Annotated in this window: 20 protein-coding genes; 3 read left to right on the top strand and 17 right to left on the bottom strand. The window is 47.1% G+C overall.

Going from position 1 to position 22,074, the window contains the following annotated elements; genetic code table 11:
- Window positions 1–3 precede the first annotated feature (3 nt).
- Complete coding sequence (locus tag V8Q34_RS20470) at window positions 4–693, bottom strand: 4Fe-4S dicluster domain-containing protein (RefSeq protein WP_227245270.1); 690 nt, start codon at window positions 691–693, stop codon at window positions 4–6.
- A gap of 82 nt (window positions 694–775) precedes the next feature.
- On the bottom strand, window positions 776–1,432 hold the full coding sequence (locus V8Q34_RS20475) for a hypothetical protein (RefSeq protein ID WP_335836222.1): 657 nt from the start codon (window positions 1,430–1,432) through the stop codon (window positions 776–778).
- Window positions 1,433–1,713: 281 nt separating this feature from the next.
- Between V8Q34_RS20475 and V8Q34_RS20480 the strand changes: the two genes are divergently transcribed.
- Entirely contained in the window at window positions 1,714–2,430 is a 717-nt protein-coding gene (locus V8Q34_RS20480; protein ID WP_335836223.1) for a LytR/AlgR family response regulator transcription factor, read from the top strand.
- A gap of 572 nt (window positions 2,431–3,002) precedes the next feature.
- Entirely contained in the window at window positions 3,003–3,749 is a 747-nt protein-coding gene (locus tag V8Q34_RS20485; RefSeq protein WP_335836224.1) for a sensor histidine kinase, read from the top strand.
- A 56-nt stretch (window positions 3,750–3,805) separates the two neighbouring features.
- On the opposite strand, the gene V8Q34_RS20490 is transcribed toward V8Q34_RS20485, so the two are convergent.
- The 8 genes from V8Q34_RS20490 to V8Q34_RS20525 all read right to left on the bottom strand — a co-directional run bounded on the left by V8Q34_RS20490 (window position 3,806) and on the right by V8Q34_RS20525 (window position 12,433).
- The gene (locus V8Q34_RS20490) at window positions 3,806–4,708 is read right to left on the bottom strand and encodes a DMT family transporter (protein WP_335836225.1); all 903 of its coding nucleotides are present in this window, start codon (window positions 4,706–4,708) and stop codon (window positions 3,806–3,808) included.
- A 16-nt stretch (window positions 4,709–4,724) separates the two neighbouring features.
- On the bottom strand, window positions 4,725–6,164 hold the full coding sequence (locus V8Q34_RS20495) for a trimethylamine methyltransferase family protein (protein ID WP_033142180.1): 1,440 nt from the start codon (window positions 6,162–6,164) through the stop codon (window positions 4,725–4,727).
- Window positions 6,165–6,285: 121 nt separating this feature from the next.
- The gene (locus V8Q34_RS20500; protein WP_148393110.1) at window positions 6,286–6,933 is read right to left on the bottom strand and encodes a cobalamin-dependent protein; all 648 of its coding nucleotides are present in this window, start codon (window positions 6,931–6,933) and stop codon (window positions 6,286–6,288) included.
- Between the two features lie 10 nt (window positions 6,934–6,943).
- A complete protein-coding gene (locus V8Q34_RS20505; RefSeq protein WP_054350849.1) occupies window positions 6,944–8,215 on the bottom strand; it encodes a PocR ligand-binding domain-containing protein in 1,272 nt (423 codons plus the stop codon).
- 125 nt (window positions 8,216–8,340) lie between these two features.
- A complete protein-coding gene (locus V8Q34_RS20510; protein ID WP_103732496.1) occupies window positions 8,341–9,027 on the bottom strand; it encodes a zinc metallopeptidase in 687 nt (228 codons plus the stop codon).
- A 96-nt stretch (window positions 9,028–9,123) separates the two neighbouring features.
- Complete coding sequence (locus tag V8Q34_RS20515) at window positions 9,124–9,543, bottom strand: aconitase X swivel domain-containing protein (protein ID WP_033142184.1); 420 nt, start codon at window positions 9,541–9,543, stop codon at window positions 9,124–9,126.
- Entirely contained in the window at window positions 9,543–10,835 is a 1,293-nt protein-coding gene (locus V8Q34_RS20520; RefSeq protein ID WP_148393111.1) for an aconitase X, read from the bottom strand. The genes V8Q34_RS20515 and V8Q34_RS20520 overlap by 1 nt, the downstream gene beginning before the upstream one ends.
- Window positions 10,836–10,864: 29 nt before the next feature.
- Window positions 10,865–12,433, bottom strand: coding sequence for a BCCT family transporter (locus V8Q34_RS20525; protein ID WP_052099565.1), 1,569 nt, complete (start codon window positions 12,431–12,433; stop codon window positions 10,865–10,867).
- Window positions 12,434–12,863: 430 nt separating this feature from the next.
- On the opposite strand from V8Q34_RS20525, the gene V8Q34_RS20530 reads away from it, so the two are divergent.
- Complete coding sequence (locus V8Q34_RS20530; protein WP_033142186.1) at window positions 12,864–13,769, top strand: LysR family transcriptional regulator; 906 nt, start codon at window positions 12,864–12,866, stop codon at window positions 13,767–13,769.
- A 61-nt stretch (window positions 13,770–13,830) separates the two neighbouring features.
- Here the strand turns inward: V8Q34_RS20530 and V8Q34_RS20535 are convergent, their stop codons facing one another.
- The 7 genes from V8Q34_RS20535 to V8Q34_RS20565 all read right to left on the bottom strand — a co-directional run bounded on the left by V8Q34_RS20535 (window position 13,831) and on the right by V8Q34_RS20565 (window position 21,821).
- Window positions 13,831–14,616 (bottom strand): ABC transporter permease, encoded by a 786-nt coding sequence (locus tag V8Q34_RS20535; RefSeq protein ID WP_335836226.1) that lies wholly within the window; start codon window positions 14,614–14,616, stop codon window positions 13,831–13,833.
- Between the two features lie 4 nt (window positions 14,617–14,620).
- Window positions 14,621–15,424: an ABC transporter permease gene (locus tag V8Q34_RS20540; protein WP_103732835.1), complete on the bottom strand. Its 804-nt coding sequence runs from the start codon at window positions 15,422–15,424 to the stop codon at window positions 14,621–14,623.
- Window positions 15,425–15,437: 13 nt separating this feature from the next.
- A complete protein-coding gene (locus tag V8Q34_RS20545) occupies window positions 15,438–16,226 on the bottom strand; it encodes an ABC transporter ATP-binding protein (protein ID WP_033142189.1) in 789 nt (262 codons plus the stop codon).
- A gap of 224 nt (window positions 16,227–16,450) precedes the next feature.
- Window positions 16,451–18,064, bottom strand: a complete 1,614-nt coding sequence (gene ptsP / locus V8Q34_RS20550) for a phosphoenolpyruvate--protein phosphotransferase (RefSeq protein ID WP_256138988.1) — start codon at window positions 18,062–18,064, stop codon at window positions 16,451–16,453.
- Window positions 18,065–18,104: 40 nt separating this feature from the next.
- Window positions 18,105–18,353 (bottom strand): HPr family phosphocarrier protein, encoded by a 249-nt coding sequence (locus V8Q34_RS20555; RefSeq protein ID WP_033142191.1) that lies wholly within the window; start codon window positions 18,351–18,353, stop codon window positions 18,105–18,107.
- Between the two features lie 84 nt (window positions 18,354–18,437).
- Window positions 18,438–19,901, bottom strand: a complete 1,464-nt coding sequence (locus V8Q34_RS20560) for a glycoside hydrolase family 32 protein (protein ID WP_335836227.1) — start codon at window positions 19,899–19,901, stop codon at window positions 18,438–18,440.
- A gap of 12 nt (window positions 19,902–19,913) precedes the next feature.
- Window positions 19,914–21,821, bottom strand: a complete 1,908-nt coding sequence (locus V8Q34_RS20565; RefSeq protein WP_298078072.1) for a PTS beta-glucoside transporter subunit IIBCA — start codon at window positions 21,819–21,821, stop codon at window positions 19,914–19,916.
- Window positions 21,822–22,074: the final 253 nt, after the last annotated feature.

The raw sequence follows: 22,074 nt of genomic DNA on the forward strand, positions 1-22,074 counted from the left end.
TGTCTACTCCTCCTTTTCTGTGTCCGGATCGTCCCAGAAACTTCTTGCAACACCAGAACCTGTAGGCTTCAGACCTGCAGCCTCCACAGCTTCTTTTGGAGGCTGTATTCCTTCATCATCAATGGGAAAGTTCATGCGTGCATAATGAAGGCTCTTACGTAGATTTACATGATATCCTTCTTCTGACTGCTCAGGCATCTCCGTGACAAATTTAATTGCTTTCAATGAGCAGGCTGTAATACACGCCTGCTTGCCACATGGGCCTCCATTCTCTTCCCAAAACGGTGTATCCAGACAAAGGTCGCACTTCAAAGCTTTCTTCTCTTCCGGATCAAAGGCAATACGCGAAGGGGGATAAGGACATGCTTTAATGCATTTTTTACAGCCAATACATTTCTCCTTGTCAATTCTGCGCACACCAGTCTCTGCATCCACATATATTGCCTCTTTCGGACAGACTTCCATACATACCGGCTGCTCACATTGATGACATATGTACTGTTCAATATCATCCTTAGGGTATTTTCCAAATACATTCTTTTTGATCTGAATTCTGGATAATACCGGATTTATGACCCCGTGATGAGCTAAGGTGCAGGCCATCATACAGCTCATACATCCGGAACACTTTTTTGTATCTACTACCAGATACCCTTTTGAGGGCGGTACTGCCGTTAATTTCTTTTCATCCATGATTTGTCTTTTTCTCCTTTATTTCATATTCAGGTCTGATAACGGATGACCTGTAAATCCGTACTCTAATTTTCCGTCAAAATCAGCCGTCAACTGTTTTCTGTTTAAAAAACGGCCTGCCGCATGGCACATCAATTCCTGTTGTTTTTAAAACACCGGCTACTGCAGAATAGTATACGCAGATTCCACTAAACAAAAGGGCCCATCCGCTGAGCATCCCCGTCATTACAGTCATAATCCCAAGGCCTGACAATCCTGACGCTGAAACACCGATTCCTGCAAAAAAGAATACCAGGAAGTCCACTTTCGCACTGTACCGCAGACCCGGAAGCAAAAACAATACAAATGTACCTGATATCAGAAAACTAATGCCGCCAATGGTATTATCAAATGGAATTCCCGAATATGAACACAATGCATGTCCCACATTCACAGCGCCGCCGAATAGCCCGAAACTTGTGGCAAACACAACATAGACGCATCCCGACAGTGTATTGCCAAGCCTTAGATAATAAAGCCCTCCTACGAGATAGATCACAAAGAATCCCAGCAGTACAACTCCGATTGCCAGTTCAAAACCTTCTGTATCACAAAACCCCATAGCATTTGCCCAAAAACAGAAACAAAGAGTTCCAAATCCGATTGCCAATCCCCCTCCGATATCACCAGGCCCGGCAATTCCCTTTTTCGTCCCTTTCTTCTCCTTCTCTTGCGGCAGCATATTTTCATTGTCTCCCATCTTCTCCTCCTTTCCCGCCCCCGGAACTTATCCGGACAAAGCCATTATTCACCTGCCGATTCTACTATACATTCATGATATCCAAACTGTATTTAGGCTTCAATACATATGTCATTTTCGGGATTAAAAATGTCATTTTCTGTTCTATTCAGCAATTACATTATAATTTTTCATTAATCGCATGGAACTTATTGACTTTTCAGAATAAAGAAAATATAATAGATTAAACTTATCGTCCCCCACAGGCATTGCTGATACATTTGATAAGAGGTGATTCCGTTATGTACAGACTTGTCCATATTGAGGACAGCAAAGAAGATCAGATATGTATCTCTCAGATGCTGGAACAGATTTCAGCAGATATTGAAAAGACTTTTTCACTCACCCAATATACCAGTTGTGAGAGCTTTTTTCGCGAAACAATACCGTATAGTTTTGATATTGCTATTTTTGACATTGAGATGGAAGGTCTGAACGGTATAGAAGCTGCACGGCAGTTTAGAGAGAAGGATAAATCCGTCATTATTATTTTTGTAACATCCCATGCAGGAAAAGTGTTTCTCAGTTTTTCTGCTGAACCATTTGAGTATTTAGTCAAACCGATTTCCTACGATCACCTGAAAGATACCCTTGAACGCGCAATCAATAAAATTGCCGCTTTTCAGAATAAAAAATTCTATTTTTCCTTCAAAGGAGGGTTCTTCAGCGTTCCATTAGAAAGAATTGTATATTTTGAAAGCATAAAACGGATCATTAAAATTGTAACTGATACAAATACCTATTACTTTTACAGCAAACTGGATTCTATTGAAAAGGATTTTCTATTTAGGGATTTTATTCGATGCCATCAGAGTTTTATTGTCAATCCTGACTATATCAGACAAATCCAGAAAACAGACATACTTCTGACTACAGGTGATTTGCTGCCCATCAGCAAAGGAAAACAGGGGAAAGTCAAGACACAGTTTATGCATTACGTGGGGAATATCTCATTATGAACATAGAATTGATTATTTACAGACTTGTTGTCTCATCCGTCTCAGGATTTTGTGCTGCTTTTCAGGTCTCTTTGTACCTTACCCTTAAAAGAAAGGTATATTTTTATCTGCATATTTTGGTATCTGCTCTATTGACATACTGTTATTTTAGTATTGATAAATCGCCCCTGCTGATTCCTTACAGTGTACTGGCTGTAGCCGTCTGCTGTATCCTTGTCAATCTAATCTACAAAGAAAAAAGATTTCACAAGCTATACAGCACCTTTCATCAGGGTATTATCAGCGTTGCGGCACTCTACGCAGCAGAAAAGTTTGCCGGTATTTCAGCATTATCAGGAAGTGTATCACCTATTGTATTTTTTACAGTAAACGCATTGATTAATGTCATTTGGTGCGTCAGTATGTTTATTGCACGACAGAAAATCTTTACCATACTCCCCGAGCCGGAAGAAAACTACAGAAAAACTTCTATAGCCAGCGGCACAACTATGTTCCTTCTTTTAATCTGCTGTTCATTTGGAGGAGATATGTTTCTTTTCCGGAAGTTGCCTCAGGAAATTTTATTTACCTGCATGCTTTTAATAATTGTCACACTTTCTGTTCTGGATATTCTAAATATGTGTGTCATATCCAATGAAAAAATGGCGGAGGAAGAACGCCGAATCATTATCGCTTCTCAGAACCAGATTCTGAAACAATACACAGACAACCTGATGGAGCACCACAAAACCATTCGCATTATTCAGCATGACCAGCGGCATCAGCTTACCACGCTTTACACGCTGTTTCATATAGGAAAATCAGAAGAGGCTCTGAATCTCCTCACCAAGCTTACGGAGCATACCCTGCAGCTGAAACACGAGGAATACTGCGATAACAGTATTTTGAACGCGGTTTTGACTGACATCCACAATTCCTGCATAAATAATGGAATTGACTTCCAGGTCAATATCAGCCTCACAGAAAAAATCCGGATTGATGATATAGATATCATTGCTCTCCTGAAAAATGCTCTGGATAATGCCATAGAATGCAGTCTGCAGCTAATGGACCGTACAAGGGCCTGCATTCATCTTACCGTAAACACTAAGGGTGGTTATCTCACTTTTAAATGCACCAACACAGTAGATCATGCCCCCCGTATTATCAATAACCACATCCATTCAACCAAGGGCGGCGACGGTCTTCCTCATGGTTTTGGCATGTCCTCCATGCAGCTCATTGCAAAAAAATACGATGGTCTGATGAAATTAGAATCTGATAGCTTTATCTTCACACTTACCATTGTCCTTACAAACCAGGAGTGCCATACCAGCTAAATTATATAAAATGCTCCCTCCTAAGCGAAATAACTGTTACTTAGGAAGGAGCATTTTTACGCCTGCGCGTCCAAGTTCCTCTGGTCTTTATCCAGCATGAACACAGAAACCAGAATGATGATTCCACCGATGATCTGGTTCGCAGTAGGTATTGTACTGTATAGTACCAGTGAAATCACGATGGTCACTACCGGCAGAAAATCCATCATCAGATTTGACAGCAGCACACCGATCCTTTTGATCGCAAATATATTCAAAAAATAAGCAATCGTAGAATTAAATACCCCCAGCACGATCAGGTTCATGAACACCTGCGGCTTTGCAAGGACGGACGGCTCCACATGATAGAAGAATAAAAACGGCAGCGTAGTGACAGCCCCCACAAGTGCCTGGTAGTTCAGCAATACGGTCTTCTCATATCCATCCGATATCTTGTCTGTCAGGAAACAATAGACTACCCAGGAAATGATGCTCAAAAGACACAGCGCATATCCTTTGAAATTGGTTGCCATCAGATCCCCGATTTTCACTCCCATCAGAATGTACACACCGACAAGAGAGATCAATATCCCCAGGATTCCCAGCTTTGTCTTCTTCCTGTGAAACAGAGCGATTTCCATGATCAGCGCAAAGACAGCTGCAAATCCAAATAGCAGGGAGGAGACCGTAGCCCCTATAGATGTAACACTTAAAATAGTGAACCCATGGAAGAATGTCGTACCGACCAGGCCGGACAGGATGATGATACCCCAATCCTTTTTCTTCACTTTCATATTCTTTCCGGTCATAAGGTTAAATCCGGTGAACAAAATCGTCATGATCGCCATCTGGATGACCAGAATCACTACCGTAGGAAGGTATTCACTGATTACAGCCCTGGAAATATAAGACACACCGTAAATCGTGACGACCACTACCATGGCCAGCAGCCCTATGGTCTTGCCTTTTGTCTTATCCATAAGCATCCTCCCCCCTCTAACGCTTGATGTTCTTCGCCTTCTCCGAGGAACCGGCAGCGACAGCGTCGATGGCATCCCTCACATCTTTTGGCAGGATCTCATAGTCACGCAGCTCTTCCAGCATATCCTTCACTTTTTCCGCACAGATATCACGGATATCACGGCTTCCGTTCGCCTCCCAGTTCTCCCAGGTGCCTCTCTCCATATATCTCGGCATCCATATTTCATCCTTGAAATGTTCAAAGGTGTGGTCAGTCTCCAAGAATGTGTTGCCGGGGCCCACTTCCTCCATATTGTCATAGGCCAGTGTCTCATCGTCAAAGCTGAGCGGACGGGCCATCCTCTGCAGAATCTGCATGCACTCATCGGAATAGATCATATCCGCAAAGTCCACCATAAGGTCCATGTCAAGCTGCATGGAAACGATGAAATCACAGCTCAGTGCTCCGGCGAGTCCGCCCATACCGGTCTCAAATCCGGCCTGTGCATCCAGCACCTTACCGTCCCGCAGATTGGCCGGCATCTTGGTCGGCAGCCCAACATAATCTCCCATCTGTGACATGCCTACCTTCATGATAATGCTCTCCGGTGAGGACATATTGATGCACATGGTCTTCATATCCATGCTGCGCACATAGCTGGAATAGATCACAGGCGCCCCCGGATTGACAAGCTGGGACAGTGCGATGCAGGCTAATGTCTCCGCATGGGTATGCACCAGTGCACTCTCCACGGACATGGGGGATGTCATGCCCAGGATTCCGCCGGAGCTGATCACTGACGGTACCTTATGCACGGCTGCCTCCATCAATACATTGGATGTATTTTCATCCACTCGGAGAGGCGGCATGGTCAGGACCCAGAAGGAGATGAAAGGACGTTTCAGGAATTCTTCTTCGCTTCCCACTGCCAGACTGGCCATCTTGATGGCATCCCGCACACCCTCTTTTCCTACAGCTCCACCGGTAATGTGTTTTGTGGTATTTTTAATGGAAGTCGCCCAGGTATACCAGTCGGATGCCGCCATGGGCACATCCTGGGGTGTGACCAGTGCACTGGCGATGGTCACGGTGTCCAGTTTTTCCATGATCCTTGTGATCAGGGCAAGGTCTCTGTCTGTAGCTTTCCTGCGCAGTCCTGTCTCCGGGTCCAGCACATGGGTAGCCATGGTCATGGCAGCCAGTGACGGCACCCTGTCTTTCACATGCACATCTTTATCCGGTGTCCTTCCATATAAAACGAATTCCTCTCGCTTTGGAACCGTCTTTAATCCTTCCTCGATGATGCTGCGCGGTATTTTCACGATTTGTCCGGACACTTCTGCCCCTGCTTTTGCAAAGTATTCTCTTGCCTCTGCCCCCTCAAATTTCATTCCCAGATCTTCCAGCATCTCCAATGCTTTTTCATGTACCCGTACTACTTCCGCGTCGCTTAAATACTTGATTGATGGTCTCATGTTTTACCTCCTCCATAAAAAACCTGTTCTGTTGCATTCCCGATACGTATCTTCTTTTGATACATCAAGAATACCACAGAACAGGGTCTGTTACTTTTGCTGTATTTTGCTATTTATTGCTCTATATTTCTTTCAGGAGTTTGGACAGATTCTTGTTCAGGAAGTCCCGCAGTTCAATGGCATCCCTGGTATAATAATCCGCTCCTATCTCTTCCGCATACTCTTTGCTGACGGACAGGCCTCCCACGAAGACAATGACCTTGTCCCTTATGCCTGCCTTCGTAAGCTCCTCTATGACACCCTTCAATTCACAGACCGTTGTGGGCAGAAGTGCAGACGCCATGACAAGCCTGGCGTCATGTTCCACTGCTGCCTCCACAAACTCCTCTTTGCTGACATCCACCCCCAGATCCACCATATCTATATTCAGAGTGGAGAGGTATATCTTGACCAGATTCTTTCCGATGTCATGGACATCCCCCTCCACGGTACCGATGACCGCAGTGCACTGCCTGGCGCCCCCCTGATCCAGATAGGGAGTCAGACATCTGAGGCCGGCATTTAAGGCACGGGCCACACGCAGCGCCTCCGGCACGCAGACCTCACTGTTGCGGAACTTGTATGCCAGTGTATCCACGCCCAGAATCAGTCCCTCTTTGAGCACTGACTCCGGAGGATAGCAGACAGCAATGGCTTTTCTGATCAGATTTACCACCTCATCCGCCTTCCCGCCCAGAAGGTTCCGCCTGATTTCTTCATATATATCCATTCTGCATCTCCTATAAGAATTTGTTCCTGTACTGTCCCGGATTGACTCCTATCAGCCTTCGGAATGTCTTTGTATAGTAGCTCTGGCTTTCAAACCCGCACTGTTCCATGATCTCCTTCAGGCTCAGTTCCCTGTTCCCCATCAGCTCTATAGACTTTTCGATCCTGACCCTCAGGATATAATCGCTGATGGTTCCTCCGGTCTTCTGACGGAATAAGGTACAGAGATAAGACCTGCTCAAAAATACGTGGCTGCAGATGTCATCCAGGGTGATCTTCCTATTGTAATTCTCTTCTATGTAATCCCTGACATTTTTCATGACACTGATATGGTCATCTGTCCCCAGAAGGTAAATACTGTCAAACCACCGGTTCAGCATCCGGTAGGTGATCTCCATCATTTCCTCAATGTTTTCCACATGCTTCATGTCCTGCCTGTAATGTTTTACACCATTCATGACGACTTCGCTGTCCGCCCCTGCCTCCACGATGGCTCTGGCGGTCACAGCCATGAAATCGTGCAGGGCTGACTTCACAAGAGCCTTGTCGTAGGAACACAGGATCTCGATATCCGTGAACAACATTTCCAGCATGTTCTGTATCTTTTCTTTGTCCGCCATACGGACGTACTGGAGATACCGTTTCTCCCTTTTCAGATAGACAGACCAGTCGAATTTTTCATTTTTCAGTGTCTTCTTTCTCTCTTCGATCCTGGTGGTCATGGCATCACGCCAGCTCATGAGATTCTTCTGGTCCATGAAAATGGCGTTCTGCGTCTTTGAGAGATACTGCATCATGACCTGGAGAAGGTTGGCAGAGGACTGGCACTGGTCTGCGGAGATCACGCGCAGCTTTTTTACCTTCTGCTCCATCTCTCTGCGGTCCTTTTCGCTCAGACAGAACTTTTCCGCGTCCTGACAGAACACATGATCCGGCTCCCACAGAAGGACTTGTCCGCACATGACAGCTCCCACTTCTGTTCCATCCGCATAGATGGGGACTGCCCACATGACAAGGCCGGCATGACAGGCAAAAAAATACGGTTCTTTCCACAGGAATGCCTGCCTGCAGGCCTTTTTATAGGTACGCCTGCAGCGTGCTCTTCCCACCTCCGTGTCCTGCACCTGACGGCAGTATGCGCACTCGTAGTAGTCTTTACTGGCAAGGAAGACCTCCCCGTAAGTGTTCACTGCTATGATTCCCAGCTCTGTTGCCTTTGCGAAATTGTCAAGCATCTCTTCCAGGTAATCTTTTTCCTCTGAATGTTCGTATCCCTCTGCCATATGCTTCCTCCGGACTATTCCTCTTGTCTTTATTCTACTGCCGGAGGGAGAAAAAGTAAACTCGGTATTTTTATGCGTATGTGCATAACTCCCCCTGCGGGACAACGGCTGTAAACAGCAGCGGCCTAATTTCTCCGTCTGCCGGAAAGCAGTACCAGACGTAAAAGCTGCAGGATAGATGAGAGTGCCGAGGCCACATAGGTCAGTGCTGCTGCGCGCAGAACTTTCCCGGCCCCCTGCAGTTCATTTCCCTCCAGGATTCCGGCACCGTCCAGAATCCTGAGTGCTCTGCCGGACGCGTTGAATTCCACAGGCAGGGTCACAAGCTGAAAGGCCACCACCAGAGAAAATAAAATAATACCCGCGTTTACAAGACCCGGTGCTCCCATGAGAAGGCCGATGAGGAACAGCGGCCAGCAGAGGGCAGAACCAAGACTTACGACCGGAACGATCGCGCCTCTGATCTTGATCGGTACATACCCCACATCATCCTGGATCGCATGGCCGCACTCGTGGGCCGCCACGCCGATGGCTGCCACGGACTCTGAGCCGTAGACGGTTTCAGACAGCCGCAGTACTTTGCTTCTGGGGTCATAATGGTCTGTGAGATTTCCGCCGACCCTCTCAATCTTCACCTGGCTGATTCCCGCACGGTCCAGTATGGTCCTGGCTGCCTGTTCCGCTGTCATGTGCCGGGCATTTCCCACGGTACTGTACTTTTTGTAGGTCTGGTTCACATTTGCAGATGCTATGACACAGAGTATTACACCTGCTAAGACCAGAAGATATGTGGCATCATAATAAAAAAACATCCATAATCCCTCCAATGCATGAAATACTTTATTCATTATTTCATTCATCATAAGGTTATGGATGTCTTTCTTTAAATATTCAGAAAGTTAAAAATTTTATTCTGCCCGTTTTAATATTTCTACGGTTCCCTTGTTGCCGTCCACGCGAATGTAGTCTCCGTCATGAATAATCTTGCATGCCTCTGTTTCAGTCTCCACAACTGCGGGTATTCCCAGTTCCACAATACAGGCAGCACAGCGGGAATCCAGTTTTTCAATGACCCATGCGATGGGCTTGTGGCCTGCCACAGAGGCAGAATAAAAATGGCTGGCCCACCCGTTGCTTCCCTTAGCACAGGGAAGGATCAGGATCTTTCCCCCGATATACGCGCCGAATTTGCTGTTTGCTTCCTCTATGATGATACCCGTTTTTTCATCTAAACCGGCCCATCCCTGTACACTGTCAGGAAGAACAAGCGCTTCTCCTTCCATGACTCCTTCATAGGCTCCGCGTCCTTTGATCATCGTATTTTCCATTATGCTTCTCCTTTCCAATAGCCTGCTGCAGCGGCGTCAATACATTGATAGATATCGCCATAATAGATCGGGACATGCTTGCCTGCTCCAAAGCAGGAGTGCATATAATGTCCCTGTTTACCGGAATCCGTCACCATGGCAGTGACATGCGCAAAAGCTGCAGGATCCATGACCATAGCACAGCTGCTTGACAATACATTTCCGCCTGCCTCCTCAATCGTTTTTACAAAACCGCTTGCTTTTGCCATGGCAAGCGTAGACATATCTGTCCAGACATGGAGTTCTACACCTTCCGCTACCTTTTTCCCTTCTATATAATTTGCTACCTGCTGGATATCCTCCAGGCTGTAGTGCGGGCATCCCATCAGTACAAAGTTGATCTTGCCTTCTCCCGCACTGCAGATCTGGCGGCGGGATTCCTCATAATCCTCCTGTGTGATGGTAAATTCACCTCTGAGCGGTTTGTTTCCTCTGGCATCTTCCAGGGAACGCGCCTCGGGAGTCACACCGACAATATGGCACATTTCACATGCGCTCGTAGTAGCCATTGCGGTAAAGCACTGTTTCAACATGGTCAGGGTAGGTCTGTGGAAATCTCCGGTCAAAACAGGAACTCCGGCGGAGGGCAGCATACGCCCTACTGTGTAGCCAATGATATCCCAGTCAAATCTTGTCTCTGATTTACACTCAATGTGGTATACCGTATCCGCGTAACGGTTTTCCTGAAGATAAAATCCCCATTTAGGAGCACGGCCGCAGATGGATATCCATGTGATCGCCTCTTCTCCGTCTGCGTTGCATCTTGCGCCGAATGCAGAATTGCTCATGGTGATATTGCTGGATTCAGATGTCACCACATGTTCTCCGAATAACGGCACCCAGCCGTTCAGATACGGCGTGCAGGAACCGGCTATGCAGCAGCCTGCCTTCAGTGTACGTCTTAAATATTCTGTATTTCTGTCAAACAATTCTTTCGGAAGATGTGTCACTTTATAATCATATTGATCGCAGGGCGCAACACAGGTCTGACAGTAACAGGTCTTCTCAAATTCGCCTAATTCCACTTTTTCATCTGTACAGAGATACATTTTGGCAAATATCTCATCATATGTATCTGCATCGCAGGTCTCCAGATAGGAATGTGCCCCGAAATACAGTGTGGATTTTGTAATCTCAACCAGTTCTTCCGCGCCCACGACACGGGCATATTTTAAAACATTTTCCAATGCGATTTGTTTAAAACGGCCGAATTTTCCATCCAGCATGTCCTGTTCATATGGTGTTAATTTCATAGGAATACCTCTCTTTTCTCATACTATTTTTATTCTTCATCACTTTTTTCTGATTCCGGCAGCATGTCATTGGGATATTTTTGGATCTCTTTTGCCTGCTTAAAGAAGGAAAAAATACAGATTCCCACAATCAGCATAATCGGCGCCCCCAGGATAACATACATGGCTTTTACCGCATTGACACCATCTGTTGCAACGGTTGTATAGGCGGTAGCTGTGATCAGCAGACCCATGATGATCTTGAATTTTTTCGGTGCTTCATCATCCACGGTCAGATTATGTACAGACATGGTGGCAAGCACGGAAGCAATGGGATCTGCCATTGTTGTGAAGGATCCAATGATCGCTATGATAAATACAATCTGCACGATATTTCCAATCGGCAGTGACTTGATGATCTGGAATACCGTTGCCTGCATTCCGTAATCCTGCACCATCCCCCATACATCCATGGTACCGCTGGTCTGCAGACTGATGGTCTGTCCGCCGAAGATACCTATCCAGGTGATACAGAAGATCGCAGGGATAATAACATTGACTACCAGGAACTCCCGAAGGGTACGTCCTTTTGCCATCCTGCAGAAAAACATACCAAATACCGGGCAGTACAAAATAAAGGAAGACCAATACTGGACGATCCAGTTGGCATACCAGGTATCATCTGAAAGGGTATTGTTGACTAACGTCTTAGACCCCCAGTTATCCAGTATCTTACCAAAGGACTCTGTGGTAAGTTTGCCGATAAATGCAGTATCACCACAGATAAATACATAAACCAGCAGGGCGCAGAAAATGAAAAATGTGATTGTAGATACATATTTCAGTCCTTTATGAATACCGGAAACACTCATAATGACAAACATCACACCGATAAAGGCAGCTACTAAAAAATACACAAAATTTGACTGGCTGATTCCAAATGCAGATTCCAGTCCGGCACCGATCTGCATCAGACCAACACCCATGGAGTTAGCGCATCCTCCGACCATGGCAAATATCATGACTCCGTGAATCAGTGTCTCCAGCCATTGACGGCGGCCGAAAACCGGGTCTAATACGGAGTTGAACTGAAGTTTTTTACGGCGGTTGTAAACAGCAACCGTAAAGGCCACAGAACAGGCTCCATACAGCGCAAATTCAACAAAAGACCACTGCCACATAACCTGAGAGATCGAGAAGATCGCAGCATCACGAGTTCCAGGCTGGCAGCCGGCATATGCCGGCGGCTCAAAAAAGTTATAAAGCGGTTCTCCCATGGCCCAGAACAACAGCCCTGTGCCAATGCTTCCGCAGATAGTCATGGCGATCCAGTGAAATTTGGTAAATTCCGGCTTCGCGTCTTTTCCTCCGATCTTGATATCGCCAAATTTACTTATCATGATATACATGACGATCAAAAAACATACCAGGGCGAACAGGTTAATGACCCACCCTATTTTATCCGCCATACTGTACAGCATGGTATTCAGAACAGAAGCTAACTGTTCTTTAAAAAAGATTCCTATAAGCAGTAATAGTATTAAGCCTGCAAAAGCGGGCCAGAACGCCAGACTGTTGATCGAACCCTTTTTGTGTTTTTTTGTTTCTACATTCTTCATCTTTTACCTCCCTACTTTTGTCAAACACCTTCACGGTGAGCCCTTGCCGTTATACTATATCAGCGCTGATATAACATTGTGATTCTGTTTACACAACCGGTGCAAAAAAACATAAACTCTTCCATTCTCATAATAGAAAAGTTTCCGGACACCCTTCTTTCATAAGAACTTTGTTTCACTTTTGTGATTCTATGAAATATTTTTTTGTTTTTTGAAATAGTTTTATGTTTTTCTGATTAAACTTATGATAAAATGAAACTAATAAAAATTCAAATAGTTAAAAGGATTTACCAGCCATAACTTGAAACTATAGGTACTCTATGATAGAATGATTCAAACTAATTTCCAATCCATCAAGTTTACAGTCATCTTGTGTTTAGAGTGTGTATTTTTCGTGATATTATCAGCGATATGCTGAAGGAAGGTTTCTATGACACTACAACAATTAAGATATGTGGCTTCTATAGCCGAATGCGGCTCGCTGAGCAAAGCCGCCCGGGAATTATATATTGCCCAGCCCAGCCTCTCAAAGGCCATTGCCGAATTGGAGAAAGAAATTCAAAAATCATTATTTGTCCGCACACCCCGGGGTGTATTGTTTACAGACGAAGGCACTGAGTTTCTGGCTTATGCCAGACAGGTACTTCAGCAGATGGATACATTGGAAAAGAGATACGAGATCGGAAGTGTGAACAAACACTATTTTACGGTCAGTTCCCAGCACTATCCCTTTGCCTCTGAGGCGTTTTCAAAGGTAGTTGATTCCGTAAAAGACGAATTATATGAATTTATGTACATTGAGACACAGACTCAGGACATCATTGATAATGTACATTCATTGAAAAGTGAGGTGGGGCTTTTGTATCTGAGCCCGTTAAACAGCACGGTCATAAGACGTGTCCTCAAAGAGGCGCATCTGATCTTTGAACCCATATTTGAAACATTGCCTTATGCCTGTATGCGGAGAGATCATCCCCTGGGAAAGAGGACGGGCCTTACCCTGCCGGATCTGGCTCCGTATCCTTTTCTTTCCTATAATCAGAGCCACAGTAATACTTATTCCATGTCGGAAATTATACTGGAGCCCTTTCACATCAAAAAACATCTGATCGTGTCAGACCGGTCCAGCGCCACCAGTCTGATGCTTAACAGTGACGCCTACTGTATCACAGCAGGCCCTTATCCTGGCACCCTGCATGATGAGAGCTGGGTCTATATTCCCATATACGGCCAGGAAAAACTTACTGTGGGACAGATACGCAATGAACATATGATGATCAGCAAGCTGGCGCTTCGCTTTTTAGAGGCGCTGCAGGATATCGTCGGAGATATTTAAGCTGCATCACTGCCCCTCCTGGCACAGCATCCCATGCTGCCGGGAGGGGTTCGTTTTATTCTCAGCTTCCAACCGATTTATAATGCCTCACCCCCAGTTTCCACAGCCCGAAGCACGGCAGCAAAAATACGCCTCCCAAAAGCGGCAGAAACATGTAAAATCCCCTGCTGTCCTTGTCAAGGATATAGCAGATCGGATAATACTGAATCAGTGCATAGGGCACAACAAAAGTACAGAACTGCAGCACCCTTTTCCCATAAATGGCAACCGGATATTTCCCATACTCACGCGCCCCGTCCGTAAGCACATTCATGAATTCCAGCCCTTCAATGGTAAAAAAGCAGATCGCAGCATATACCAGAAATATCCCTGTAAAGACAGCAGTTCCGCCAAGCAGCATAAACACCACAGTCAGCACTTTATCCCAGGTCCATTCCACATGGCTTTTGGCAATTCCATAGGCAAACATCACCACAGCCTGCAGCATTCTTCCGATTCTGGTAAGCTCGATCTTACTTGCCAGCACCTGAAATATTTCATTCCTCGGACGCACCATGATCCTGTCAAATTCCCCATTGCTGATAATGGAAGAAAACGTATCAAACCCTCTGGCAAATGCCTCCGCCAGGGAAAATTCCATCAATGTGACAGCAAAGCACAGAAGCACCTGACTGTATGTAAATCCCTCCACCTCATGAAACCTCTGAAACATAAAATACACGCCCAGAAACACATTAAAGGACACCAGAAACTGCCCCACAGCCGTCAGGCAGAAGGACGCTTTATACTGCATCATACTCTGTATCTGAATCTGCATATACTTCTTATATAACCGTAGATATCCCATCCTCTCATCCTCCCTGCACTGTGATCTTCTTCTCTGCCCTGCGCATCAGAAGTTTGCCTAAGAGGACCAGAACTGCCAGCCAGAACACCTGCAGCGCCAGCGCCAAAACCGCGGCTTCGCCTGCCAGATCGCCGCTGTAAATGCGCAGCGGCACATTCTGCATGGAGGCAAAAGGCAGAAGCTCCAGAACCGTTCTCACAGAGTCAGGAAAAAACGGAAGGGGAATGATGCTCCCCGCCAGCAGCTCTACTGCGGAGACAGCCACCATCCGTACTCCGTCCGGTGAAATCGTAAAAAATGTGACCACATAGACTAACATACAAAAAGCTACAACCACCAAAAAGCCCAGAAGCATTCCCGTCAAAAACAGAACCGCTGCTTTTGGGGAGACCGGCAGTGTCATTCCATAAGGGGCAGGCAGGAATCCCGCAGCCAAAAGGATTGGCATACACCGCAGAACAGCCTTGGATATCCGGTTGGCAGCACTCCTTGTAAACCACATGGTATAGATATCCATGGGACGGCACATTTCGTAGGACACATTTCCGTTTTTAATGCAGTCAAAAATCTCATTCTCCATAAGCCAGGCCATGAACAGGGCCAGAAAAGCCTGCTGAAGCCATATGTAGGAACAGGTCGCCTGCAGTGTCATGGGAAATGCTCCCGGGTCTGCCCGGTAAAAGGCCCGAAACACCAGCACCTCCATCCCTCCCCACACAAACTGCGTCACGATCCCCGCTGCCGCCGCTGCCCGGTACTGAAGGCCCATGGAGAAACGGATTCTGAAAAAGGACAGATATTTTCTCATACACACCGCCCCCTTATATCCGGAAACGACGGTACAGATCCGCCACTGCCTGGTCCAGCCCCCTGTCCGCCCCCGGTATGTCATCCAGCGTACCATCCAGCAGGATTTTTCCCTTTCCGATGAGAATGATCCTGTCTGTCAGCGCCTCAATGTCCTGCATGTCGTGGGTGGTCAGTATCACGGTTGTTCGGTATTTTTCATTGCATTTGACGATGAAATCCCGTACTGCCAGTTTTGAAACTGCGTCCAAACCAATAGTTGGCTCATCCAGAAACAGGATTTTAGGGCTGTGAAGCAGAGACGCCGCGATCTCACAGCGCATTCTCTGGCCAAGTGACAACTGTCTGGCCGGTGTTTTCAATAGTTCCGACAAATTCAGCAGAGATGTAAGCTCCTCCAGATTGGCCTGATATGTATCTTCGGATATACTGTAAATATCTTTCAGAAGCTCATAAGAATCAATAACCGGCACGTCCCACCAAAGCTGCGTCCGCTGCCCGAAGACAACCCCGATATCCTTTACATGGGCAGTCCGGTTCTTCCATGGAATCCTCCCGTTGATGCTGCACACACCGCTGTCCGGTGTGAGGATTCCGCTGAGGATTTTGATGGTGGATGACTTTCCCGCGCCGTTTGGTCCAATATACCCAACCATTTCTCCCTCGCCGATGGAAAAGGAGACGTCATCCAGCGCTTTCACTTCCTCGTATTCCCGATGGAACAGAGTCTTCACTGCCTGCCCAAAACCGGCTCCGCGTCTTGCCACACGGAACGTCTTGCACAGGTGCTGCACTTCGATCATTTTGTTTTTCCTCCTGGTTTTGGCAAGCCACGATATCCCTGGATTTTGCCGGGGAAACCCGTGGCAGAGCCTTCCCTTTACCGGGAAAGGAACTTTAGTGTAGCACTCGGGCAAACAGGTGTCAAGATGCCCTGCAATAAATTAAAGGCGCATACAGTCCCGGACCATATGCGCCTCCACATTCTCATATATTTTCTTAGCTCCCCTGCTGTATTATGGGCCTGTCATTCTGCTTTTCTGACTGCCTCACGGACCTGCAGCACCATGCCGGGAGCTACGGAAAGTTCATCAATCCCCATCTGCAGAAACTCTTTTGTCAGGGACAGGTCTGCTCCCAGTTCCCCACAGATTCCGACCCAGCATCCATGAGCATGTCCATTATCAATGACCATGCGTATCAGTCGCAGAAGTGCCGGATGATGGGGGTCATAAAAGGCGTCAAGCCTTGCGTTCTGTCTGTCGATCGCCATGGTGTACTGACTCAGATCATTCGTCCCAATGCTGAAAAAGTCCACCTCTTTTGCCAGCATATCGCTGATGACAGCTGCTGCGGGCGTCTCGATCATGATTCCCTGTTCCACATTTTTGTAGGGGATATTTCTGGCATCCAGCTCCTCTTTTACTTCTTCTACTATTGCCTTGATCCTGCGCACTTCCTCCACAGAGGTGATCATGGGATACATGACCGCGATCTCTCCGTAAGCACTGGCCCGGAAAATAGCCCGAAGCTGGGTCTTGAACACCTCCGGCTCCTCCAGACAGATACGGATGGCCCGGTAACCCATGGCAGGGTTTTCCTCCTGCCCGAGATGGAAATACTCTACCTGCTTATCCGCACCGATATCCAGCGTCCTGATGATCACTTTCTTTCCGGCCATCATTTCCGCTGCCAGCTTATAGCTCTGGAACTGCTCCTCCTCAGTGGGGTATGTATCCTTTTCCAGGTAAAGGAATTCACTTCGGAAAAGCCCGATACCCTCCGCGTCATTTTCCAGTACCGCCGCCACATCCGATACACTGCCGATGTTGGCGTAGAGATTGATCTTTCTGCCGTCCGGGGTTACGGTCAGCCTGCCTTTTAACTGCTGCAGAAGTCTGGATCTCTCCCTGTCCTCCTGCTGTTTTTTCCGCATTTTTTCCAGTGTCTCCTCATCCGGATCAATGTAGAGAATTCCCTGGTACCCATCCACTATGGCCAGTTTTCCGCTCCACTCCTCCTTAACCGGAACGCCGATGAGTGCGGGAAGATTCATAGTCCTGGCAAGGATCGCCGTGTGGGAATTGGAAGACCCCAGTTCCGTCACAAATCCCAGCAGCCTGGATTTGTCCATCTGTACGGTCTCACTGGGCGCCAGGTCTTTTGCGATCACAATGACCGGCTCCCGGCCTATGCTGCTCCCTGCCCTTTTATTTGACAGGATACCCACCACACGCTCGGAAATGTCCTTTACATCCGCTGCCCTTGCCTTGAAATATTCGTCATCCATCTCAGCAAACATCTGGGCAAAGTTATCGCCGGTCACAGCCACAGCATACTCAGCGTTGACCTGCTGGGAAAAGATGATGTTCTTTACAGAATCATTGTAATCCTCATCCTCCAGCATCATGGCATGTACCTCAAAAATCGCCGCATTGACTTCCCCGACTTCCTTCAGCGCCTTTTGGTAAAGCTGCTGCAGTTCCTCCACCGCACGGTCTCTGGCTGTTTCATAGCGTTCAAGCTGTGCCTGGCTGTCCTCCGCTTTGCAGCGTTTTACCTGCTGTTCACCTCTGGAATAGAAATAAACTGGACCGATCGCAACACTTTTATAAATTGATTTTCCGGTATACTGCTCCATGATAGCTTTCCTTTCTTTTCCCTATGCTTTGCGCCTTTATTTACAGGTTCTCCTCAAAGAACTTTTTGAGTATTTCCAAATCCTCTGTATTGTCTGTGGAAATGACGATCTCATCGCCTTTTTTCACTCCCAGTCCCATAACTGCCATGAGCTTTGAGGCATCCACAGTCTTCTCACCTTTCGTGATCGTGACAGCGCTGTCAAAACCTTTTGCCATCTTAGCCAGCATTCCTGCAGGTCTTGCGTGAATTCCGATTTCGTCCTTGATTACATAATGAAAAGATCCCATATTTTTTTCTCCTTTTCTTTGGTTTGATGCTGCATGTCAGCCATAATTATTGTGAAATGGCACATGCACCTATTGTTTCATTTATCATAAGCCCGTTAAGCATGTCTGCTTCTTCATCGTCCAGATATTTCCCGCATTTTGCAGGCCCCGGACCGAAAGCTGCCTTACGTCACTTTCTGTATAATATCTAGAGGTGAATACATATTCTCCCTCGTTCAGGTAGATTTCCATAAGTGAGGTATCCGCCAGGATACGGATACTGTAAAGCTTTGGTACAAGCGCTTTTCGTACCTTTCTTCCGGCTCCCATGGCCCCTTCAAAAGACAGGAAAAAGACGCCGTCCTCATATTTGAGTACACATTCCTCTTCTATTATTATGATAAAAGATCTGGAATCTGTCTCCTTGATTTCCCAGTCAAAGCAGGAATCCTCAACCAGAATCCCCTGTGTTTTTTCCGGATCCCGGTCCTGTCTGCTGCCTGAAAAAAGCTCTTTTTCCCGCAGCATTTCTGCCTCTTTCACAGGATACTGATACACTTTTCCATTCTTCCATTTAAGCTCCCTCGGTATAGTAAAGGCGTGCTGCCACCCCTGTTCCACCGTTGGATTGTTGTATTCTTCTTTGATATCAGGCAGGCCAGCCCAGCCTACAAGGATCCGTCTTCCCTTTTCATCCCTGAATGTCTGTGGGGCATAAAAATCAAATCCCATATCCCATTCCCGGAACTCTTTCGGCTCCCCTTCTTCCATCCATTTTTCAGGTAGTATAAAGTATCCGGACTGGTAAATATTCTGCCGGCAAAACTCTTCTCTTTTCAGCCCCTGGGGCGATACAGAGAGCAGCCACTGCCCATCCAGACAGAAGGCATCCGGACACTCCCACATGTAACCAAAAGGCTCCCTGGTAGTCACTTCTCTTACAAATTCCCAGTGTTTTTTATCTTTGGATGCATATAAGAGCACGGCTCCCCGGTTGTCCTTTTTCCTGCCGCCCAGTACCATATAACAGGTATCCCCTGCTTTCCATACTTTCGGGTCACGGATATGGTTGGTATATCCTGTCGGGTAGTCTTTCATTTCCAGCAGACATTCCTTTTCCCGGAAATGAATGCCATCCTCACTGCATGTATATATCGTATTGGCCTCTCTGCCGCTGTTCACATAGTCATAATCCCCATCCAGCTTTACATTTCCCGTGTAAAAGATGTCCAGCAGCCCGTCCTCCGTAAATGCGCAGCCGGAGTATACTCCATGGCAGTCCCAGGGGCTGTCCGGCAGAAGCGGTGTCCCCTCATACTGCCAGTGCACCAGATCTGTGCCGGTATATTCTCCCCACACTTTCAGCCCGCCTTCCGGGTCAAAAGGGGAATATTGGAAAAAGAAATGGTATTTTCCCCTGTAAAAACAAAGTCCGTTCGGGTCATTGAGCCACCCTGCCGGGGGCATGATGTGGAAGCGAAGCCTCCACTTATCCGGGCCCGGCCGGTTCTGATATTCCGTCTCCCTGCGGCGTATCTCCCGCAGCAGCGTATCTCTCATCACATTCATATCTTACCGCCTCTACTTTACTGTGACTGCCCTGTCAAGTACCTGAATCTCTCCGGCTGCCTCCATGACAACCTCCTGGTAATCATCTGTGTTGGTGACAATAACCGGTGTGGTGATATCATATCCAGCCTTCTTAATATCCTCTATGGAGAAAGTAACAAGGGGCTGACCAGCATGTACACTATCGCCCTCACTGACATGAGTTTCGTAATATTTTCCGCCCAGCTCCACAGTGTTGATTCCTACATGAATCAGGATTTCTACCCCATCTGTGCTGGTAAGTCCCACGGCGTGTTTTGTATCAAAGACAGTCTCCACAGTACCGTCAAAAGGTGCGTATACCGTTCCCTCAGACGGGATCACAGCCATTCCTTTTCCCAGAATCTCACCGGCAAATGTGGAGTCTTTTACCTCTGTCAGAGGAATTGCATTTCCTTTAAGCGGGCTGTAAACCGTATTTTTTTCGCATCTAAATTCTGCCTGTGCGCTGCTGTTTTCCGTCTCACTGCTGTTTTCTGTCTCAGATTTCTGCTCTATACTCTCTGCCGCGGGTATCTGTTCTTCTCTGTATAAAACCCAGGAAATCACAAATGCTGTTATCACCGAAGCCGCAACCACCATAGTATACTGTACTGTATAATCCGTGGTGATCAGATAACCGAACAGCCCTGTAATCCCGTATGCGGAGGCGCCCACGCCGGTAAGTCCGGCCATCAGGCCGCCCACAGCTCCGCCCACGCATCCGGCGATAAAACACTTCATATAACGCAGATTGACACCAAAGATGACCGGCTCCGTAATTCCCAAAAAAGCGGAGAGGGAGGAGGGAAGTGCCAGTGCTTTCAGCTTCTGGTTCTTTGTCTTGAGAGCCATGGCAAGAGCCGCGGCCCCCTGTGCCACATTGGCCGCTGTGGCAATAGGCATCCAGATATTCAGCCCTTTTGAACTTAAAAGTCCGGCCTCCAGAGCGTTATACATGTGGTGCACACCTGCAACCACTGTGGGCGCGTATACAGCGCCGGCCAGAGCGGAACCAATGCCCAGAGGCAGCGTGATCAGGAACTGCACACCGTCCAGAACTCCGTTCTCAATCCAGGAAAAGACAGGACCGAACACGGTAAGCGTCAGATATCCTGTGGCCAGAACGGTCACCAGGGGCGTCACGAAAAGGTCAATGATCTCAGGGACAATCTTATGCAGCTTCTTCTCCAGCATGGACATAAACCATACGGCGATCACCACAGGAATCACATGCCCCTGATATCCTACCAGGTTGATCTGATACAGGCCAAACCAGGCATCTGCTGTCGGAATTGTCTCCGCGGAGGCCACAGACCAGGCATTCATCAAATCGGTATGGATCATGATCATACCGATGACAGCTCCAAGGAAAATGTTGCCTCCGAAGACCTTCGCCGCACTGATCGCTATCAGGATTGGAAGAAATACAAAGGCCGCATTGCTGAACAGATGAATGATCGTGTAAGTCCCCGACTGTGTCATAGCCGGGAATACTTTGCCAAGCCCTTCCAGAAGCCCCATCAAAAGACCGCTGGCCACAATGGCCGGAATAATGGGAACAAAGACATCCCCCAGGGTTTTGATCAGCCGCTGGAAAACATTCTGTTTAGAAGCCGCCGCCTGCTTCACTTCCTCTTTACTGGCAGCGGAAATCCCGGCAATGGCAATGAACTCATCATAGACCTTGTTCACTGTTCCCGTTCCCAGAATGATCTGGAGCTGCCCGGAGGCCTCAAAAACCCCCTTTACTCCCTCCACATTCTCCAGAGCCTCTTTGCTGCATTTTTCGTTGTCGCCGATAACCAGACGAAGCCTGGTGGCGCAGTGTGCAGCGGATACAATATTCTGCCTGCCGCCGATGTTGTCATAGATCTGCTGTGCAATGCTTCTGTAATCCATGCCTTTTCTCTCCTTTTCATGTTATCGTTCCCATATACATATCTAGTATTTTTTTATTCATCTTTTTGTATTCATGCTTTTATTATATGGAATCGTTCTCATATCTTGTTTTCATTATATCCGAGATATCCGTCTTTGTAAATTGATAATCCTCACAAAACTGAAAGGCAAAAATCATGCATTTTTACCAAAGAACCTCCTCCAGCCTGTAGGACTGCTTTCCCCGTCCAATAAATTGAAAAAAGCCGGAATA

This window comes from Blautia sp. JLR.GB0024, assembly GCF_037000545.1.
GTDB classification, from domain to species: Bacteria; Bacillota; Clostridia; order Lachnospirales; family Lachnospiraceae; genus Blautia; species Blautia celeris.

Coding starts and splice junctions, on each gene's coding strand:
- V8Q34_RS20470 (WP_227245270.1), bottom strand. CDS start 693: ATGGATGAAAAGAAATTAACGGCAGTACCGCCCTCAAAAGGGTATCTG.
- V8Q34_RS20475 (WP_335836222.1), bottom strand. CDS start 1,432: ATGGGAGACAATGAAAATATGCTGCCGCAAGAGAAGGAGAAGAAAGGG.
- V8Q34_RS20480 (WP_335836223.1), top strand. CDS start 1,714: ATGTACAGACTTGTCCATATTGAGGACAGCAAAGAAGATCAGATATGT.
- V8Q34_RS20485 (WP_335836224.1), top strand. CDS start 3,003: ATGCTTTTAATAATTGTCACACTTTCTGTTCTGGATATTCTAAATATG.
- V8Q34_RS20490 (WP_335836225.1), bottom strand. CDS start 4,708: ATGGATAAGACAAAAGGCAAGACCATAGGGCTGCTGGCCATGGTAGTG.
- V8Q34_RS20495 (WP_033142180.1), bottom strand. CDS start 6,164: ATGAGACCATCAATCAAGTATTTAAGCGACGCGGAAGTAGTACGGGTA.
- V8Q34_RS20500 (WP_148393110.1), bottom strand. CDS start 6,933: ATGGATATATATGAAGAAATCAGGCGGAACCTTCTGGGCGGGAAGGCG.
- V8Q34_RS20505 (WP_054350849.1), bottom strand. CDS start 8,215: ATGGCAGAGGGATACGAACATTCAGAGGAAAAAGATTACCTGGAAGAG.
- V8Q34_RS20510 (WP_103732496.1), bottom strand. CDS start 9,027: ATGTTTTTTTATTATGATGCCACATATCTTCTGGTCTTAGCAGGTGTA.
- V8Q34_RS20515 (WP_033142184.1), bottom strand. CDS start 9,543: ATGGAAAATACGATGATCAAAGGACGCGGAGCCTATGAAGGAGTCATG.
- V8Q34_RS20520 (WP_148393111.1), bottom strand. CDS start 10,835: ATGAAATTAACACCATATGAACAGGACATGCTGGATGGAAAATTCGGC.
- V8Q34_RS20525 (WP_052099565.1), bottom strand. CDS start 12,433: ATGAAGAATGTAGAAACAAAAAAACACAAAAAGGGTTCGATCAACAGT.
- V8Q34_RS20530 (WP_033142186.1), top strand. CDS start 12,864: ATGACACTACAACAATTAAGATATGTGGCTTCTATAGCCGAATGCGGC.
- V8Q34_RS20535 (WP_335836226.1), bottom strand. CDS start 14,616: ATGGGATATCTACGGTTATATAAGAAGTATATGCAGATTCAGATACAG.
- V8Q34_RS20540 (WP_103732835.1), bottom strand. CDS start 15,424: ATGAGAAAATATCTGTCCTTTTTCAGAATCCGTTTCTCCATGGGCCTT.
- V8Q34_RS20545 (WP_033142189.1), bottom strand. CDS start 16,226: ATGATCGAAGTGCAGCACCTGTGCAAGACGTTCCGTGTGGCAAGACGC.
- ptsP (WP_256138988.1), bottom strand. CDS start 18,064: ATGGAGCAGTATACCGGAAAATCAATTTATAAAAGTGTTGCGATCGGT.
- V8Q34_RS20555 (WP_033142191.1), bottom strand. CDS start 18,353: ATGGGATCTTTTCATTATGTAATCAAGGACGAAATCGGAATTCACGCA.
- V8Q34_RS20560 (WP_335836227.1), bottom strand. CDS start 19,901: ATGAATGTGATGAGAGATACGCTGCTGCGGGAGATACGCCGCAGGGAG.
- V8Q34_RS20565 (WP_298078072.1), bottom strand. CDS start 21,821: ATGGATTACAGAAGCATTGCACAGCAGATCTATGACAACATCGGCGGC.